This is a genomic window from Apilactobacillus pseudapinorum, assembly GCF_040369555.1.
Classification (GTDB): domain Bacteria; phylum Bacillota; class Bacilli; order Lactobacillales; family Lactobacillaceae; genus Apilactobacillus.
The window spans coordinates 136,421-155,716 of sequence record NZ_BAABVU010000022.1 but is presented as its reverse complement, the minus strand read 5'-3'; the positions used below and the strand labels follow the sequence as shown (position 1 = coordinate 155,716).

General features: G+C 31.3%; 17 protein-coding genes and 1 other RNA gene. 7 read left to right on the top strand and 11 right to left on the bottom strand.

Annotation, left to right across the window (positions count from 1 at the left end; all coding sequences use genetic code 11):
• Positions 1-20: 20 nt before the first annotated feature.
• The gene (locus ABWU86_RS04570; RefSeq protein WP_293792708.1) at positions 21-410 is read left to right on the top strand and encodes a ribonuclease HI family protein; all 390 of its coding nucleotides are present in this window, start codon (positions 21-23) and stop codon (positions 408-410) included.
• Here ABWU86_RS04570 and ABWU86_RS04565 read toward each other — a convergent pair.
• From ABWU86_RS04565 to ABWU86_RS04545, 5 genes are all read right to left on the bottom strand, one after another.
• On the bottom strand, positions 399-1,523 hold the full coding sequence (locus tag ABWU86_RS04565; RefSeq protein ID WP_293792709.1) for an NAD(P)/FAD-dependent oxidoreductase: 1,125 nt from the start codon (positions 1,521-1,523) through the stop codon (positions 399-401). The two genes, ABWU86_RS04570 and ABWU86_RS04565, sit on opposite strands and share 12 nt — an antisense overlap.
• Positions 1,524-1,536: 13 nt before the next feature.
• Positions 1,537-2,670 (bottom strand): THUMP domain-containing class I SAM-dependent RNA methyltransferase, encoded by a 1,134-nt coding sequence (locus tag ABWU86_RS04560; RefSeq protein WP_353321644.1) that lies wholly within the window; start codon positions 2,668-2,670, stop codon positions 1,537-1,539.
• An 84-nt stretch (positions 2,671-2,754) separates the two neighbouring features.
• An RNA gene (gene rnpB, locus ABWU86_RS04555) (RNase P RNA component class B) lies at positions 2,755-3,126 on the bottom strand.
• Positions 3,127-3,145: 19 nt separating this feature from the next.
• Positions 3,146-3,529 (bottom strand): cell division regulator GpsB, encoded by a 384-nt coding sequence (gene gpsB, locus ABWU86_RS04550; RefSeq protein WP_293792711.1) that lies wholly within the window; start codon positions 3,527-3,529, stop codon positions 3,146-3,148.
• Positions 3,530-3,598: 69 nt separating this feature from the next.
• Positions 3,599-4,165: an SLOG family protein gene (locus ABWU86_RS04545; RefSeq protein WP_293792713.1), complete on the bottom strand. Its 567-nt coding sequence runs from the start codon at positions 4,163-4,165 to the stop codon at positions 3,599-3,601.
• 101 nt (positions 4,166-4,266) lie between these two features.
• On the opposite strand from ABWU86_RS04545, the gene recU reads away from it, so the two are divergent.
• On the top strand, positions 4,267-4,872 hold the full coding sequence (recU, locus tag ABWU86_RS04540) for a Holliday junction resolvase RecU (RefSeq protein WP_293792714.1): 606 nt from the start codon (positions 4,267-4,269) through the stop codon (positions 4,870-4,872).
• A 20-nt stretch (positions 4,873-4,892) separates the two neighbouring features.
• Positions 4,893-7,199, top strand: coding sequence for a PBP1A family penicillin-binding protein (locus tag ABWU86_RS04535; RefSeq protein ID WP_293792715.1), 2,307 nt, complete (start codon positions 4,893-4,895; stop codon positions 7,197-7,199).
• A gap of 38 nt (positions 7,200-7,237) precedes the next feature.
• On the opposite strand, the gene ABWU86_RS04530 is transcribed toward ABWU86_RS04535, so the two are convergent.
• From ABWU86_RS04530 to ABWU86_RS04520, 3 genes are read right to left on the bottom strand one after another with little or no spacing between them, the layout of a single operon-like run.
• Entirely contained in the window at positions 7,238-7,954 is a 717-nt protein-coding gene (locus tag ABWU86_RS04530; protein ID WP_293792718.1) for a DnaD domain-containing protein, read from the bottom strand.
• A gap of 14 nt (positions 7,955-7,968) precedes the next feature.
• Positions 7,969-8,472 (bottom strand): cell wall elongation regulator TseB-like domain-containing protein, encoded by a 504-nt coding sequence (locus tag ABWU86_RS04525; protein ID WP_293792719.1) that lies wholly within the window; start codon positions 8,470-8,472, stop codon positions 7,969-7,971.
• A gap of 12 nt (positions 8,473-8,484) precedes the next feature.
• Positions 8,485-11,193: an exonuclease domain-containing protein gene (locus ABWU86_RS04520; protein WP_353321640.1), complete on the bottom strand. Its 2,709-nt coding sequence runs from the start codon at positions 11,191-11,193 to the stop codon at positions 8,485-8,487.
• 159 nt (positions 11,194-11,352) lie between these two features.
• Here ABWU86_RS04520 and mvk point away from each other — a divergent pair, with 159 nt between their 5' ends.
• The 4 genes from mvk to fni are packed head-to-tail and all read left to right on the top strand — an operon-like array spanning position 11,353 to position 15,394.
• On the top strand, positions 11,353-12,282 hold the full coding sequence (gene mvk, locus ABWU86_RS04515; protein WP_293792721.1) for a mevalonate kinase: 930 nt from the start codon (positions 11,353-11,355) through the stop codon (positions 12,280-12,282).
• A gap of 18 nt (positions 12,283-12,300) precedes the next feature.
• A complete protein-coding gene (gene mvaD / locus ABWU86_RS04510) occupies positions 12,301-13,275 on the top strand; it encodes a diphosphomevalonate decarboxylase (protein ID WP_353321637.1) in 975 nt (324 codons plus the stop codon).
• A 14-nt stretch (positions 13,276-13,289) separates the two neighbouring features.
• Positions 13,290-14,348 (top strand): phosphomevalonate kinase, encoded by a 1,059-nt coding sequence (locus tag ABWU86_RS04505; protein WP_353321635.1) that lies wholly within the window; start codon positions 13,290-13,292, stop codon positions 14,346-14,348.
• 2 nt (positions 14,349-14,350) lie between these two features.
• Positions 14,351-15,394 carry a type 2 isopentenyl-diphosphate Delta-isomerase gene (fni, locus tag ABWU86_RS04500; protein WP_353321633.1) on the top strand — a complete coding sequence of 348 codons (1,044 nt, stop codon included), beginning with the start codon at positions 14,351-14,353 and terminating at the stop codon, positions 15,392-15,394.
• A 113-nt stretch (positions 15,395-15,507) separates the two neighbouring features.
• Here the strand turns inward: fni and ABWU86_RS04495 are convergent, their stop codons facing one another.
• From ABWU86_RS04495 to ABWU86_RS04485, 3 genes are all read right to left on the bottom strand, one after another.
• The gene (locus tag ABWU86_RS04495; protein ID WP_353321631.1) at positions 15,508-16,923 is read right to left on the bottom strand and encodes a TcaA 3rd/4th domain-containing protein; all 1,416 of its coding nucleotides are present in this window, start codon (positions 16,921-16,923) and stop codon (positions 15,508-15,510) included.
• Between the two features lie 17 nt (positions 16,924-16,940).
• Positions 16,941-17,729: a zinc-ribbon domain-containing protein gene (locus tag ABWU86_RS04490; RefSeq protein WP_293792729.1), complete on the bottom strand. Its 789-nt coding sequence runs from the start codon at positions 17,727-17,729 to the stop codon at positions 16,941-16,943.
• Between the two features lie 159 nt (positions 17,730-17,888).
• Complete coding sequence (locus ABWU86_RS04485; protein WP_353321628.1) at positions 17,889-19,229, bottom strand: RsmF rRNA methyltransferase first C-terminal domain-containing protein; 1,341 nt, start codon at positions 19,227-19,229, stop codon at positions 17,889-17,891.
• Positions 19,230-19,296: the final 67 nt, after the last annotated feature.

The following is a 19,296-nucleotide window of genomic DNA, read 5'->3' as shown; positions in this document are numbered from 1 at the left end:
CCTTTGGAGAATTTGTGATTATGTTTAAATTATACACTGATGCAGCCACTATGAACAATTCCGGAAATAGTTCCTGTGGAATATTAATTGTTCATGATAATCAACAATACCAATACAAACTTAAACTTGAAGCTAAAAATAACCATGAAGCAGAATTTGAAGCTTGCTTATTAGGATTTAAGCAACTTGAAAAACTTGTCAAATCTGACGATATTGTTGTTTATTATACAGATAGCAAAATTGTTCATGAAAGTTTAGAAAAACAATATGCAAAGCATTTTCAAGATTACGTCGATAAAATTCTGTCAGAACAAAGTAAATATAGTTTAGTGATCAATAATTGGATTGAAGATACAAAAAATGAAGGTGCCCACAATCTTGCGACGCAGGCCCTTCACTTATTTTACTAGTTTAATATAATTTTCGATTGGTTTTCGATATTTTTCAATATCCATCGACAAGTTATCAATTGCCATTTCAGCTAAAATTTTTCCAACTAAAGGTCCAGTTGTTAACCCCGATGATCCTAGTCCACTACCGACTAGGATTTTTTCGTATCCAGGAATTTTACCGAAGAAAGGAGAAAAATCACTTGTATAAGCGCGTGTTCCGATTTTTACGCGGATTAGATTTTCAGCTGACAGGGATGGTAATAACGATGTAGCGCTATTTAATAATTCATCTATTACATCAGCATCTGGATTTAAATCAAAGTCTTTATCATTTTCATGACTAGCCCCAACAATCAAACGACCATTTCCAAGGGGAATAAAATCAGATTCCCCTTCGGGCATTAAAACCGGCATGTCTTCATGTGATAAATTAATATCATTAATAGATAATTCAATTAATTGACCCTTTTGCGGTCTAATATCAACATCTAGAGGTAAATTAGACAATACGTTTTTTGTCCATGCTCCAGTCGCTAAAATAATTTTATCGAACTGCATTTCTTTTCTGTCACAGACCACATTAACATTTTCGTTAATTGAAATTTCTTTATTAATTACAGATACACCATTACTTTTAGCAATTTTTAAAAGATGATCAGTGTATTTATCACCTTTTATTCTTGCACCACCGGTAACCAAAAGACCTGGAAGATTAGAGTTTATAATTGGAATATGTCTTTTAATTTCGTCTGGAGTTAATTTATATATTTCACCAATTGTTTCTGTATCCTTACTTCTTTCAATAGCTAAATCATACAGTTCAGTAATATCTTCAAGATTATTTCTAGTGATAATAGTGCCACATTGATTATAAATATCTTCGGGCATGTTTGTTTTATCAGCAATCGAATTTAAAAGAGTTGCGCCATCCTTAGCTAATTCGTACCAGGACTTATTCCTTCTTTTTGATAACCAAGGGGAAATTATTCCAGCTGCAGCTTTTGTTGCTTGACCGCAACCGTGATCAAACACAGTAATATCTAAATCATTATTTTTATTAAATTCACTGAGATAATATGCAGCAGTTGATCCAACTATTCCGCCACCAATTATTGCAATGCTTTGAGTCAATATATAACATCCTTTATTTTCTTATCTTTTTACCCCAGAATTGGAAGTAATCGGTTCTTAAATTACCATTAAATAATTTTCTTGTTTTTGTAGCTGATTGACCATAAAACTTCTCGAACTCTAAATCAGAAGTTAAGAAATATTTAGACCAACTAGTCATTGGCTTGAATACTTTACCTAGCCCTTTGTATAGCTTTCTAACTTCTTGTTTATCACTTAAACGTTCACCATAAGGTGGGTTAGAAACAACTACCCCGTTAATTTTATCAGTCTTGAAATCTAAAACTGATAGTTGCTTAAATTGAATATCATGTAAAAGACCAACTTCTTGAGAGTTTACTTTGGCAATATCAATCATGTTTCCATCAACATCAGATGCCATAATATCAATTTCTTTATCGTAATCAGCTTGTTCATCAGCTTTATTACGAACATCTTCAATCATTTTTTTGTCCATCCATTCCCATTTTTCACATGAGAATTCTCTGTTGAAACCAGGTGCGATATTTCTGGCAATCATTGCAGCTTCAATTGGAATCGTTCCAGAACCACACATTGGGTCTAAAAATGGCATATCTGGGTACCAACTGGTTAAAAGAATTAATGCTGCCGCCATGTTTTCTTTAATTGGAGCTGGTCCTTTGGCAACACGATATCCACGTTTAAATAAACTTTCACCAGTGGTATCTAAGGTAACGATTACATGATCTTTATTAATTCTTGTTTCCAATTTATATAATTCACCGGTTTCAGGCAAACGAGTGCGACGGTGATAAGTTTCATTTAATTTGTTCACAACGGCTTTTTTTGCAATTGCTTGGACATCAGGAACACTGTGTAATGTAGAGTTATGTGATCTTCCATTCATCGGGAAGTTTGCATCCATTGGAAGTAATTCGTCCCAAGGTAACGCTTTAACGTTTTGGAACAGATCTTCAAAAGTTTTGGCGTCAAATTCTCCAACGATAATTTCGATTCTATCAGCTGTTCTTAACCACAAGTTAGTATTGATGATATCTTCGGTCGTTCCTTCAAATCTAACACGTCCATTTTCGACCTGAACATCATATCCTAAGTTACGTAATTCTTTTCCAACAAGCGCTTCGATTCCAGCAGCACAAGTTGCCATTAATTTAAATTTATTCATTTAATTCTTCCTTTTCACGAATCAAAAATATTCAATAAAAAAAGGGAGGAAGAAAACTTCCACCCTTTCCTGATTGGTGTACATTCCTGTAAGCCATGTTTTGTGCTTTATATTTAAGTCAGGCCTTAAAATATAAAGTAGTAATCATCTATCTGAGAATTAAATTCTCCCCCACACTTAGTTCAATTTCCGTGTGTGAAGCTCCCCTACCAAAGTTTGGGTTTCCCGCTCGTGGGGTTTACCGCGTTCCACCAATACCGTTTCCAATATTGTATCGTCTCTGTGGCACTTTCAGGAGTACTGAAGCATAGTAAACCTTAGCTATTTTCTCCGCCGTTACTACAAAGTAGTCCCCCGGCTTATTTTTTCACCGAGCACGAACACTACAAGCATCGCAGCCTGTGCGAGAGTGGACTTTCCTCAGCCAACAAAAGTTGACCGCGATTACTCAGAATGTACACCAGTTGTTAATTAATTAAAATCTATCAATGCTACTTGGTCCTTCAGTTGAACCAAATACACGTTGTTCAAGATTTGAAACACGCTTTAGTAATTCGTTTTCAATACGTGTTCTACCTAATGTATCTTGACTTGATGGTGTTGAATTTGAATCATCGAAGTAGCCTGATGGAGCAACTCTCGGTTCATTAAATGAGCCACCAGATTGTCTTAATCTTTGAATTTCCATCTTTAGTTGATCGTTTTCATTTTTTAGATTAGTTAATTCGCTATCGAAAGCTTGGTAATCTTTAATAACTCCATCCAAGAAAGTATCAACTTCGTTTGGATCGTACCCTCTCATCTTTTGAGTAAATGCTCTTTCTAAGATGTCTTTAGGGGTAAATTGAATGTTGTTCATTATTCACACCTCGTATTCATAAATAATCTCGAACAAATATTATTTTACCAGAATTTCAAATATTTTCAATTAATCATCAGAATTATTTAAATTATTTTGGTATTCATTTGCCGCTTCTTGTAATTCATCAAAGTCGACTAACCGATATCCATAATCATTTTGCTCTGAAAATCTTTTAATCTGCTCATAATCATATTGTGTTTTACCAGGATTGTCAACATCATAGATTAGTATCGCCTTATCGGTATGTGTAAGCATAAATTCTTGATAAGCTCGCAATTGCATCGGAGATTTGTAAGGATCATTTGATACGCTTGCAGAAAAATCAACATTACTTAGTATTGATGAAAGTCGTGCTTGATTTTGTTCGTTCCATTGATTACCAAATTCTTTAAAAGGAAGCATTACTGATAATTGAAATTCTCCAGGAAGTTCTTCTTTTAAACTAGTAGCAACTTCTGCTGTCCATTGCTCGACTCCCATTTGTCCGCCAGTAATAATCCAATCTGCTCCATCGATAACTTCTTGTTTTATATTATTTTCGATAACGCTCTTAATGACTAATTCTTTAGGATCTTTATTTCCAAAAACTCCAAGTTCGTAGCTTCTATATCCAGTTATCCATACGCGGGACATAAGATGCCCTCCCTTCTATTACTATCTTTTTATTACTAATGGTATAATATCATTAATAATTATGATGTTAATAATGTATTGTTTGCTGAAAGGTGGTTACAATGGTAATTAAATATCCAAATGGGAAATCCTTTAATGCTAACAGTAATAATAAAGCCCCAAACGATAAATACGTAAAACCAACATTATATGGTGGTCGTGGAATGACTTTGGAAGAAGAATTGAATAGAAGTAACGAATTCTATTTAGCTCAAAATATTGCTGTTATACATAAAAAACCTACTCCTGTGCAAATTGTTAAAGTAGACTATCCTAAAAGAAGTGCTGCTACTATTAAGGAAGCATACTTTAGAAGAGCTTCGACAACTGACTACAATGGAGTATATAAAGGTAAGTATATCGATTTTGATGCCAAAGAAACCAAAAATAAAACATCATTTCCATTAGCTAATTTTCATGAACATCAAATCAACCACATGAAAAAATGCATCGAAAATGGTGGTATCTGTTTTGCAATTATAAAATTTATATCAAGTGATGAAGTATATCTATTTAAGGCTTCTGACCTCTTTACCTACTGGGATAATCAATTTAATGGTGGTAAAAAGTCAATAAAAAAGGATATAATTGAAGAACTTGGTTATAAAATTAATTATTCAATTAACCCTACAATTCCTTATTTAAGTGTTGTAGATGAATTAATCTAAACCGTAAAGGAGAATAATACATGTCTCAGAACAACCCAAACCTCGGAAGCAGAGTCCAAAGAAACCAAAAAAAATACAAATCTTCTAAACGCGCTAGCTGGATTAAAAAAATTATCGTTGGTGGACTTGGATTTATCTCTCTTCTAATTGTATTAGGTAGTATTGTTTTCGTATTTTTTGCGTCAACTGCTCCTGATATTTCATATCAATCACTTTCAAGTGATAATTCAACCAAAATTTATGATAATAAAGGCCATGTTATCTCAAGACTTGGTGTTCAAGATAGAGATTATATAAAATCAAATAAGATTCCATCTGAGCTAAAAAATGCGATTGTCTCTATCGAAGATCGTCGTTTTTACAAGCATCATGGTGTTGATCCTATTAGAATTTTAGGTGCTTCCCTATCAAATATCACTTCTGGAAGTTTAAACCTACAAGGTGGTTCTACATTAACTCAACAATTAGTTAAGTTATCAGTGTTCTCAACAGCTGCTTCTGATAGAACCTTTAAACGTAAAGCTCAAGAAGCATGGTTGGCTTTAAAAGTTGAAAAAACTTATTCAAAACAACAAATTCTAGAATTCTACATTAATAAGGTTTACATGGGTAACAATGTTTACGGTATGGAAACTGCTTCTGAATATTATTTTGGAAAATCATTAAGTAAATTAACGCTTGCTCAAACTGCTTTGTTAGCTGGAATGCCACAGTCGCCAAGTTACTATAACCCATACATTTATCCTAAATATGCTCAACAAAGAAGAGATGAAGTATTAAATGCAATGGCATCTTATGGAGCAATTACACAAAGTCAAGCCAATGAAGCTAAAAAGACTAGTGTTAAAACAGGATTAGTAAGTAGCCATAAAAGTAGTAGCTTTAGCTCTGTTAACGAAAAGTATATTGATGCTTATCTAAAACAAGTTATTCAAGAATTAAAAGCACAAGGATACAATACTCAATCTGGATTGAAAGTTTATACTAATCTAGACTTATCAGCTCAAAAGAAACTATATGATTTAGCAAACAACGATGCTGCTGTTGGATTCCCTAACAGCACAATGCAAATTGGTGCTACCCTTGTTAATCCAAAGACTGGTGCCGTTAATGCAATGATTGGTAGTAGAAAGAGTGATATTCAATTTGGTTTAAACCGTGCTGTTCAAACCGATCGTTCTAGTGGTTCAACTGCAAAACCTTTAATGGATTATGGTCCTGCAATTGAATATCTAAATTACCCTACTTATCAATTAGTTCATGACACTCCATACACTTATGGTGGAACAAGTATTTCACTAAAAGATTTTGATAATAAATATCAAGGTACAATTTCAATGCACAAAGCATTAATTGAATCTAGAAATATCCCTGCTATTAGAACACTTGAAAATGTTGGAATCAGTAAAGCAACTAACTTCTTAAGTTCGTTAGGAATGACATTTAATAGTGATCTTTCACTTCAAAATGGTATTGGTTTATATGTATCCACTGAACAAGAAGCAGCCGCTTACTCAGCATTTGCTAATAATGGTGTTTACCACAAACCTTACTTAATTAGCAGAGTTGTTACGCCTGATAAAGTTTCACATGATTTCACTTCTGAAGGAACTCAAGTCATGAGTCCTGCAACAGCGTTCATGATGACATCAATGCTAAAAGGTGTTATTAATTCAGCAAGTGGTTCAGGAACTGCAGCATACATTCCTAGTTTATACCAAGCTGGTAAAACAGGAACTACTCAATATCCAGATAACACATACAATGGTGTTCTTCCTGCATATGCAGCAATGGATTCATGGTTTACAGGTTATACTCAAAACTACGCCCTATCTGTTTGGACAGGATATGATAAACCTTATGAAACTGGAAATTACATCTCTGCGGCACAAACTAATATTGCTCAATTAATTTACAAGTATGAAATGCAATATATTTCTCAAGGTAAATCAAACACTGATTGGACAAAACCAAGTGGTGTTACAGCAGTTAAATCTGGCGGACAAACTGAATACTATAAGAATGGATACTCAGCAATTCAACCGGATAAAACAACTGGTTACAAAGGTGCAAGTTTATCAACCGTCTTAGATAGTACTAAGAAAGCTACAAAAGATTCTAAGACCAATAAAGATAACGAAGATGACGATAAGGATTCACAAAAAGATAAGAACAACGCAACTCAAAGTTCTGGATCAGGATCTGGTTCAGGTTCTAATAATAACGAATCAAATCAACAAACTTCTCAAACAAACACCAATAATAATCAAACTACAAACACTCAAAACAACAGCAATCAAAGTAGTAATAGTCAACAAACTCATTAATAAATAAAAAGAGTCTAGAATTTAATTCTAGGCTCTTTTTATTTGTCTATTTTAAAGATTGGTATTTCTGGTTTGTCATTATTATTTACATTCAGAGAGCTGTTTTTATTTCTTCTAGTTTCTCGTTCATGTCTATTCTTTTCAACATCAGCGGGTGTTTTAATATTAGCCTTCTCCCAATTAACAAGGATGCGGTCGATATATTTCAAACTATAAACTTGATTTAAAACAGATTCTCTCAAGGCTAATTGAATCATTTTCGTATCGTAATGATCATCATTTATCCATTGATTAATTGTTTCTATTTCAATTGGCGAAAGTGGACGACCAAATTCTGATTCAATTTTATTAAAGGTGTCTTTTCTATCAGACTCTTTTGTTACAATAGATTCTCCTTTATTATCAAAAACATCGTCATTATTATTTTGATTTAATTCTGATAATTTATCGTACATTAAAGAAAAGTCATAGATATCAAAAGATTGGCCTCTTCTATCAGTTAAAGTTTTTATTTTCATCAACTTATTTTGAATTAACTCGTGAAGTATTTGATAAATTTTAGCACTAGACATACCTGTTGATTCAGTCAATTCGTTAATATCTGGGAAGTAACTTCCCAAATCAATACTTCTTTTTATTTGCAAATATAACACTAGTTGATCACTATTCATACCCAGTTTGGGATAGTTTTTCAAAAGTAAATTTGAGATGGTTGTATTACCAGACTGCAAAAGCGCCTTAGCAAATTTATCCATAGAAAGCACCCCTTTTATACATTATCTATAAATCTTAGGATTTTACCGGTTTTAAAATCAACTACAGAATAAGCTAATCCATTTTTGCTATTAAAATAACTAACTGCCCACGCTGCTTCTCCATTGAAAATAGTTGGGGCAACACTAATTAGTTTACTGATAGCTTGCTTTTCATTGGTTATATTCTTAGCTTTATCAGAGGAAATCCCATCCGATGTCTTAACAATATTAATGTTTCCCGTTTTCTTTTCAATTATAGCCATAACGTTTTGCTTTTCTTTATTTGTTCCTTGAATTGTGTAATAGGTTCTATTTAAATCAGACATATAGAATCTTTCTACTTTAGTGATACCTGCTTTTTTCTCAGCTAAATTGGTTGCTTGGCTTTTAGCTGTTGAAATCGGCAATCTAGCCCACAATAAAAGCCCTATCATCATAATAAACAAAACAATAACAATTATAATAAGCCATTTAAATAGTCTGAAATAATTAAACTTTTTTGATAAAGAATAATTCATGGTTTCACCTCACTAATTCTTCTTAAATTTTTCAATGATTTTTCTTTTTTCCAAATATTCTGGTTTTATATGATTTGGTAATAAATCAATTAAATTATTACCATATGGTCCATCAATAACTTCTTTATCCCTAAAATAAATAAGCGCATTACGATTTGATGCCTTTATAACACTTTTAATTGCATCTTTAATGCTTAATATACTTAAAGGAATTGATAATCCATCGTTTGGATTACCATGTTGATCATTAATCAAATCATATTGAGCTTGTAAGTACACGTCATCAAATTCGTTTAACGGAAATGCATCAATAATCAGATTATTAATTTTTTTACCCTTTTGACAAATTAAATCCATTAATTCATTGTTCCCAATAATTATATTCTTGGAATCATTTACTATCTTCTTGACTATCTTATCATTATTCCCTATAAAATCTTGAATTAGAATGACGTTTTCATCATATACATCAGAATCTCGTAAAGATTTTAGAATCTCCCTAGCCCTTTTTTTAGAGTTTGTAAGAATAAATGAATTACCACTATTATATTTCATTAACTTATTAATCTTCATTGGAATTTGTAAAGATTCATCCAATATCAAATTAACCGAATCATTTAAGTCTAATTCATCTTCAAACTTAATCATTCTTGTATTACTACGGTTTAATTCTAACTCATCGTAGAAATATTGTGATCTTTTAGATGAATATATAGAACTATCCATAAATACAATATTCTTAAATTTTTGATATAAACCATTAGATAGTATATTGGTATTTCTGATAAATCCACCAACAAACTTACCGTTATTAATATCTTTATCGTCATTAGTTAGAAATGCAAAAGTTTTTTCTTGGTTATATGACATAAGCTTAAACAATCTGTAAATATTGTTTTCAATAAACTTACTAAACTCATTAATTTGATCGAAGAAAGCATAAAGAATGGCTTTGTCTTGACCTGTAAAATGATTAATTGATCTTTTTAAATCATCCGCAATATCTAAAATAATTTGATTATTTCTAGAGATGGAATTAAATAAACTCTTTTTACTTGTTATGAATTCTTCAAGTTTTTCAGTATCTGGTTTTAAAATAAATCCATCAACGATTTTTTCTAATTTAGCTTTAGAATAAAAATAATATAAAAATTCATCTTGCAGTTCTTCAATTTGAGTACAATTTTTGGTAAATAGATTTTCTATTTTTTTAATCAAGCTGTAATGCTTCTTTGATTTATTAAAGATATCGTACACATTCCGATTGTGGCTTTGGTATAAAAGATTGGTAAGATGATTAGAAATAATTTTATTGTCACTAAACTTAAAATCAACTCTAAACTGATCTAAAGCATGCTTATTTAGTTTTCTTGCATCTTTAATTACCAAATATGGATTACCTTCTGATAAATCGTCATAATTATTTAATAAATAATCATGAGAAACTAAAACGACGTTAGCATTGTTAAAATCATTTGATAATTTTTTAATATAATATCCATGATTTTGTTCATCGCTAACAACATTCAAAAAGTAATTTTGATTGTTATCTTTATCCAGTTTTAATTCTCTAATATCACCAGTTTTTGTGAAAGTAAGCCATATCAAAATCTTACATTTCAAAAATTGGGTGTTTTTGGAATTACTTTTAACTTTTAAACTATCAGAGAATTTATCGATATCAATATAGTCTGAAACAGATCTAACTATTAAACTTCTAACATCATTTGGAATAATCTTATTCAATTTATTCACTTGTTGAACAATTGATGAGTTAGATAAAAACTCTTCATCTGCAGCAACTACTATCTTTTGATTGCTTGATATTAGATAACTTAACGGAAATAAATAACTAAAATCGTAGTTAAAATCACCGCTAGTTTCAATAATTGTATTAGTACTGTCATTATGGGAATGATAATTACCATAAATTGAATTCATCAGCTTATTTTCTGTTTCATTAAATTCAACGATACCCTTAAACATTTTTTCTTTTTTACGCTTATTATTTGGATATTTAAGCTCTTCAAATGAAGCTGAAGATTTATATTTAATCTTTCTTATTTTCAAATCCTTAATATTAATCATTTTAGGATTATCTTCATTTTTCTTATTACTGTATACATATTTAAATAAATCCAAAGTGTTCATTGGTAAGGATGGATTTATATCTAAAATTTGTTTGATTGTCTTTTTAGGTAAATTATCCAACTGATGTAAAAGAATGATTAATATTTTAGCAGTTGCTAAGGCATCACTACTTGATGAGTGTGGATGCTCATGAACAATATTAAGACTTTTACTTAAATCGGTTAGTTTATAACTAGATTCTGTTGGTAATAACAATTGACTTAAAGTAACTGTATCGATTGATTTATTATGTAATTCTTTATGGTTTACTCTTTGAAATTCTAAATTTAAAAATGGAAAATCAAAATTGACGTTATGCGCAACAAAAACTGTTCCTTCAAGTAGTTCATATATTTTATTAGCTACTTCAGAAAAAGTTGGTGCGTTAACGACTGTTTGGTTTGATATTCCTGTTAGTTTTGTAATTTCAGTTGGAATGTTAATTTCAGGATTAATAAACGAATTGAATGATCCAATTATTTTAGCATTTTGAATGAACGTACAACTAAATTGAATAATTCGATTTGTATCGTTAGATTGACTACTACCGGTAGTTTCAATATCCACCACTGAAAAAATGGTTTTACTCATAATTAGTTCACCAATCTTTCAAAAAATACTTACTTTAATGATACTACAATTCGTACCGTTATATCTATTAATTTAAAACCCTAATTTACTAAATTTAAGTTATTTTTATTCTGTCACTTTTATGATAATATTAAAATCAAGAGAAAGTGAGCGATAACATTGACAAATCAAGCAATCGGACATAGTCACGCTAAAATAATTCTAATGGGCGAACACAGTGTTGTATATGGTCAACCTGCAATTGCCCTTCCTATCCCTAAGATAGATTTAAACGTGAAAATTGTCGAAAAAAATAACGGTATATTATTGAATAGTAAATACTACATTGGCAATATCAACAATATTCCTAATGACTTACTAGGAATTAAAAATTTAATCAATGATACCTTACACAAATTAAATAAAGAAGATTCTTCCTTTGAAATGACAATCGAAAGTGCGATTCCATCTGAGAGAGGTATGGGTTCTTCTGCTGCAACTTCTGTCGCAATTGTTAAATCTCTATATAATTATTTTAACGTTCCTTTAGATAAGGATACATTGTTAGAATTAAGTAATATAGAAGAAACCATTACCCATGGGAACCCTTCTGGTTTAGATACTGCTACTGCAGGATCAGACAATCCGGTTTGGTTTATTCGTAATCGTGTCTTAAATGAAATTGATTTCAATCTAAACGCCGTTTTAGTAATTGCTGATTCTGGAATCAAGGGAAGAACAGATATTGCAATCAACTATGTAAAGCAACAATTAACTCATAAGAACAAAGAAACAATGGAATCAATTAAACACATTGGTGAATTAGTTACTAAAGCTAAATATGATATTGAAAATAATAACCCTACTGAACTTGGTGCGTTAATGTCTGAAAATCAAAAAGAGCTTAAGAAATTAAAGGTCAGCAATGATAAAATCGATGAGCTAGTTGAAATAGCTAATCGCAACGGTTCTTTAGGTACTAAATTAACAGGTAGCGGATTAGGAGGATGTATTATTGCACTTGCTAAAAATATAAATGATGCTAATACCATTGAAAATGCCTTATTAAAAGCTGGAGCATTAGATACATGGATTCAACCTTTTAATTAAATCAGTATGGAGGATAAGATGGAAAATATTGGAAAAAAATACACTGCTAGAGCTCATACTAATATTGCTTTAGTTAAATATTGGGGTAAGGAAAATGAAGAATTAATTATACCCGCAAATAGCAGTATTTCTTTAACTCTAGATGAATTTTATACAGATACTTCTGTGATATTTGACTCTACCCTTCAAAAGGATTTAATTACGATTAACGATGAAATCACTGATGATAAAAAAATAATTAACTTTTTAGACCTTATTAGAAAAAAGGCTGGAATTAACTTATATGCGAAAGTTGAATCATACAACCATGTTCCCAATTCGGCTGGATTAGCTTCATCTGCTTCAGCTTATGCATCACTTGCCACTGCTGGAAGTAAGGCTGCTGGTTTAGAATTGTCAGATAAAGAACTATCTATGCTAGCAAGACGTGGTTCTGGTTCAGCTACTAGATCAATCTTTGGTGGATTTGCAGCTTGGAATAAAGGAACTGATGACAATACATCTTATGGGTACAGTATTGAAGACCCCGTTAAGATGGACATTAACATGATAGCAATCGTTTTAAATGGCAATCCAAAGAAGATAAGTAGTAGAGTTGGAATGAAAATTTCTTATGAAACTTCTCCCTTCTATGACAGTTGGATAAAACAAACAAACGATGATTTTTCAACAATTGAAAATGCTATCAAGAATGGTGACTTTTCAACTTTAGGCAAAACTGCTGAACTTAATGCCATGAGAATGCATTCACTAACATTAAGTGCTGACCCATCATACCTATATTTGAATAAAGATAGTTTGCTTGTTATCGAAATGGTAAAAACTTTAAGAGAACAAGGTATTGAATGTTACTACACTATGGATGCTGGTCCAAACGTTAAAATAATATGTCAAAAAAACAATATCAAACCAATTATCAATAAGTTATCAAATCAATTTTCACAAGACCAAATTAAAGTATCCGGTCCTGGAGAAAAAGTTAAATTAATTTGAAAGGACTAAATACAATGATTTCAGTAAAAGCACCAGGAAAATTATATATTGCTGGTGAATATGCAGTAGTTGAAAGCGGAACCCCTGCTATTATCGCTGCAGTTGATCAATACATTACTGCAACAATACAAGAAGCAAATGGTAGTTACGGAAAAATTCAATCAAATCAATATAGCCAATCAATTCAATGGAATTTAGTGAACGATTCAATTCATTTATTAAATAACGATAAATCTTTTGATTACGTCTTATCATCTTTGATGGTAATGGATAATTATATTTCAGAAATGAATATTAGTAAAAAAATATTTAATATTAACATCAATAGCACATTGAATAGTAATGATGGTAAGAAATATGGATTGGGTTCATCCGCAGCTGTTACTGTTGTAATTGTAAAAGCAATTAATAAATTTTATAAGTTAAACCTATCTCCACTACAAATCTTTAAACTATCAGCAATTGCACATCTAAATGTCCAAGGAAACGGCTCTCTTGGTGATGTTGCTGCAAGTAGTTTTGGTGGTTGGATATCATATAGTTCATTTGATAAAGAATGGTTAAAAAATAGTGAGTTATCAGTATCTGAAATAATAAATACGTCTTGGCCAGATCTATTTATATCACCATTAACTCCACCTAACGACTTAAAATTACTAATCGGATGGACTGGAACTCCTGCTTCAACTCATAATTTATTAGACCAAGTAAAAAAAGATTCTAACGTTGGAACATATACAACATTTATCGAATCTAGCAAACAATGCATACTAAAAATGATTGATGGATTTAAAAATCAAGATATCGAAGTAATAAAACAACAAATAAGAGAAAATCGTAAAATTATTAAATCCCTATCTAATTCAACTGGTGTTGATATTGAAACTGATCAACTTTCAAGCCTATGTGAAATCGTTGAATCCTATAACGGAGCTGGAAAATCATCCGGTGCAGGTGGTGGTGATTGCGGAATCGCAATTGTTGAGAATAATAGTTCAATCGATTTAATTGAAGACGAATGGAAAAGAAATGATATTATTCCCCTACACTTAAATATTGCTGAAAAGGAGTAACTATGGTTAGTAAACAATCACACAGAAAAGATGAACATGTCTCTCTAGCTATTAAATTTTATGATGAGAAAAGTCATGCTGGGTTTGATCATCTAAGATTTATTCATCAAGGAATTCCAGAAATAAGTTTAAACGAAGTTAGTTTAGAAAGTTATATTGATAAAATTGACTTAGACTTCCCCTTCTACATCGAAGCCATGACCGGTGGAAGCGAATATACTAAAAAATTAAATCAAAGCTTGGCTAAAATTGCAGAAGAAACTGGTATTGCAATGGCTACTGGTTCTCAAAGTGTTGCTTTAAAAGACTCAACTTTATCTGACTCATTTAGTATTGTTAGAGAAACAAATCCAAACGGAACCATTTTTTCTAATATTGGTGCTTCAGTAGACGTAAAAAATGCTCAAAAAGCTGTAGATATGATGGATTCTAATGCATTGGAAATTCACATTAATACTCCGCAAGAAATCATTATGCCTGAAGGTGACCGTGAATTTAACTGGATTAATAACATTAAAGAAATCAATCAAAATTTAAATGTTCCTGTAATTGTTAAAGAAGTTGGTTTTGGTATGAGTGCAGAAACGATTCAGCTTTTAATTGATAATGGAGTTAAAAACATTAATATTAGCGGTAAAGGTGGCACTAACTTTAGTAAAATAGAAAATTATCGTCGAAAAGAACAAGAATTAGACTACCTTTCTGATTGGGGACAAACTACCGTTGAGTCACTTTTAGAAACTAAGAAAGCTCACGTTTCTGACGACATAACTATAATTGCTTCTGGTGGGATTAGAACACCTTTGGATGCTGCTAAGGCAATTTCATTAGGTGCTGATGCAGTCGGTATAGCAGCCCCTATTTTGTATTCATTAATTAAGAATGGTGAAGATGAAACAGTTAGATTTATTAATGATTTTAAAGATGGATTAATAAATATTATGACCATGCTGGGATGCCGTAGTATATCTGAATTGAAAAAAATTAAAATGATTGCTGATCCATATCTCCAAAATTATATTAACCAGCGAAACATTCCCTATTAATTAGCAAGCGGTTTTTGCTTGCTTTTTTCTTTTCTTTCTAATAAGTTAAAGTAACTTTTTACTTTTAACGAGAATAAAAAAAGAATCCTTTTATGGCTTCTCAATTTTAAAAGTTAAAACGAACTGTCTTTGTCATAGTCCTTAACTTTCTTAACTTCTTTTAGTGAGATAATCTTGTATCCATTACTTGTCTTTCTCATCTTACTTGTAAATGAATATACTTGAATGTGATCTGAATCATCATCTTTACCTGCACCGTAGAAAACGTATTTAATCGTACCATTAACTGTTGAATAACTATTTGACGGAACAATTGATTGTACATCGGCAGAAATACCTACTCCATCTGATAAATCAGAATTATTACTTTCCATGACAGCCCAGTTTGCAAAGTATTTTGCATCTTTACTACTTGAACCATCAACGAAATAACTGTCTGCATCAAATTTATTACTTGAATCACTTACCATTTGAGATAAATCATCAAAGAAATTAGTTAATAGTGAACTTGCGTCATCTTTAGAAACAGCACCTGGATAAATTAATTCAATATCATTTCCATTATCATCTTGACTAATTTGATATTTATTTGATTTAACATCAGTACCATTATTATGAATAATTGCATAGATGTACATATTAGAAGAATATGGAGTATCCCCGACTTTTAGATTTCCATCCTTATCAGCGGTTCCAATCTTTTGATCATTAATATATACGTCTGCATTCGCTCCTGCATTAACAGTGAATTTAACAGTTGTTAATGGCATATCTAATGGTTCTGAATCAGTGTTAATAAATAAACTTTGTGAATTTGTCAAAGTCTTTAATGAAAGTTTCTTTGAAACCGCAACTGTATAATAACCAGGCATAAGTGTACCTAATTTAAAATCAATATTTTGATTCTTTATAACTCCCAATTTCTTTCCATTTAAAGTAACAGATGCATCGTCTTGAGTGGTTGATACAGTTGGATTTACTGGTTTAACATGTACTTCATAATCAGGAAATAATAACCATTTTTTTCCATCATTTTCAACGGAAAATAAATAATCATCACTGTGACCATTTGAAGTTAATTGTGTCTTTAAAGATGATAAATAACTACCATGCTTACCAGCGTAAGTAGATAGTGGCTTCAAAGTTTGATCATTTGCCGCTATCTTAGAACTGTCAGAAACAAAATATTTATCGGTATTTTTATCTGATTTAATGGATGCCATCGCTCTAGACAATACTGCATCCTTTGAATAGTAATGATTACCGAATAAATATGATCCATATCCTAATAGTGCGACAATTAGCACAACAAGTAAGATAATTTTATTTCTCTTACTATGCTTATTTTGTTTCTTAATTGCTTGTCTACTTGTAACATTTGTATTTGATTGATCAACTGAAGTATTATTGGTAACTTGTGTAGCTTTATCGTCAGTACTTTCAGTTAATCTTAATCCACAATTTGAGCAAAATAACTCGGAACTGTCAATTTTTGCACCACAATTGGGACAATATTTAACATTATCCATTTAGCATTACCCTTTTCTTAGTTGTTTACTTGAATTCCAGTTGAAGTAATCACAAAACCAGAGAATAGAATGAATGAAACAATAACTAATACAAATACACATAAAACTACCCAGTATAATTTAGGAAGTTTAGTTCCCTTTTTGCTATCTACGATTGAGTAACTTAGTCCAATGAAATAAGTAACTAACAAAATACCAACAAGAATGAATGTAATTTGAATTGTTGGATCTTGTGTAATTAACGAGAAAGCTAAGATCAAGATTTCAAAAACGACTGCATAATTTGTATATGTAGCTAGCTTATTAGTGTAATCAAAGAAGCTTTCTTTGTTACCATTTTTACCATTTGCTAATTTATTGAATAGGAAACCTAAACCAACGAATGCAATCACGGCTACTACTGACATGATTTTAAATAATCCTGGGTTATCAAGAATTTTAACAACATCAAAACCAGCAAAAGCAACAGCAAATCTGATTTCATATTGATAACTTGAATCATATAATCCACTAAAATGACTTACAATTGAAGATGATAAGAAATAAGTGATAATAGCTGCAATTACATATGAAGTAATACCAAAATATTTGTTGGTTTCAACAACATCTGTAGGATTCTTGATGGTATTTACCAACCAATTAATGTAGTTGCTTGAGTATTGTTTGGCTTGTTCAATACTTTCATTGGTCTTATCAGATGTCTTTGCATCAGATGATGAACTATTTACATCAAAACCACATTTGGGACAGAACTTAGCCCCTTCTTTTAATTCAGTTCCACATTTGGGACAAAACTTTGCGCTCATAAAAATTCCTCCTAAAGAATAAATATTAAAAATACTTTACAAATAATTATTATACCATAAGAAGTTTTGTTATTTAACCACTAGTTTATTCATTTATAAATAAAATATTATTAGATACATAAAAAAAGAGATGCATTTAGCACCTCTCAACAAAAATTATTAAAAATTAAATCTTAATCCTTTTGGAAAGAAATTTTTGACGGTTCCATTCACAACTTTTCCAAAAGCGATGGGTTGGTTTTTACAAATAAGTTGATACCATCCCTTACTCAATCCAGCATCACAGCTAATCGTATCACCATGCACGTATTGTTTCCAATCATCTTCAGTGATTTCAAGACGATTAACTACTTCATCTGAATGTAATGCTAATGCAAGTGCATAGCTAGGTTCGAAACGTTTCTTCTTAATTGTCCCTAAATGTAGTCCAGGTCTCATAACCTTTAATCCTTTTAAGTCAGGTAACGTATTATCAAAGGTATATAACTGATCACCAAACAAGATTAAATGTTTTGGATCAAAATTAATTAGATTGCTTTCTTTGAATTCATCCCATAATTTCTTATCATCTTGAGTTAAGTTTCCTTGAAGGCGATGCTTTATCTTTTTCGCACTACCGTTCTCATTACTAGATAATTTAGAAATAAAATGACCTTCGCCTTTAAAATGATTAGGAAACAGTCTAACCGTATTGGTTAAATCTGGATTACCATTTGCCCAGTCGGGTTTTCCATCAACCATCCCTTCATACTTTTGAATTGGATCAATTGTAAAGTCGAATTCATCATGCATCCATTCTACAATTTGTTCATCTTCTTCTGGTGCAAAAGTACAAGTTGAGTATATAATTTTGCCACCTGGTTTAAGCATTTTAACTGCTTGTTCAATGATTTCCTTTTGTCTAATTGCACATTCAACAGGATAATCAGCATTCCAGTAATTAATGGCATCGTTATTCTTTCTAAACATCCCTTCACCAGAACATGGTGCATCAATCAAGATTTTATCAAAGAATCTTGGAAAATGTTTTGCCAAGTTATTAGGATTTTCATTCAAGATTAATGCATTCCGAATTCCAAATCGTTCTACATTTTCCACTAGTACTTTCGCACGTTTATAATCAATTTCATTAGTGACTAATAATCCTTGATTTTGCATATAACTAGCAACGTGGGTTGTCTTTCCACCAGGAGAAGCACATAAATCCAAAACATAGTCACCGGGTGTAATATCGGCTACTTCTCCAACATACATTGCACTAGGTTCTTGTGAATAAATGGCACCACTTTGGTGCTCAACACTTTTTCCATTTACATCCCCGTAATATCCATACTGACAATAATCAATTGAATCTTCATCGTTTTCTGGCACTACATATTCTTTTAATGGATTAACTCGATATCCTGGATTGGTTTCTTGATCCAAACTCTTAAAAAAGGAGTCTGCATCATCACCCATTAATTTTTGATATTTACTTTTAAAATCTGCTGGTAATTCCACTTGGATACTCCTTTTACATTGACTTACAATTTTTTATTAGTTAACATATTACTATTATATTTTTTTA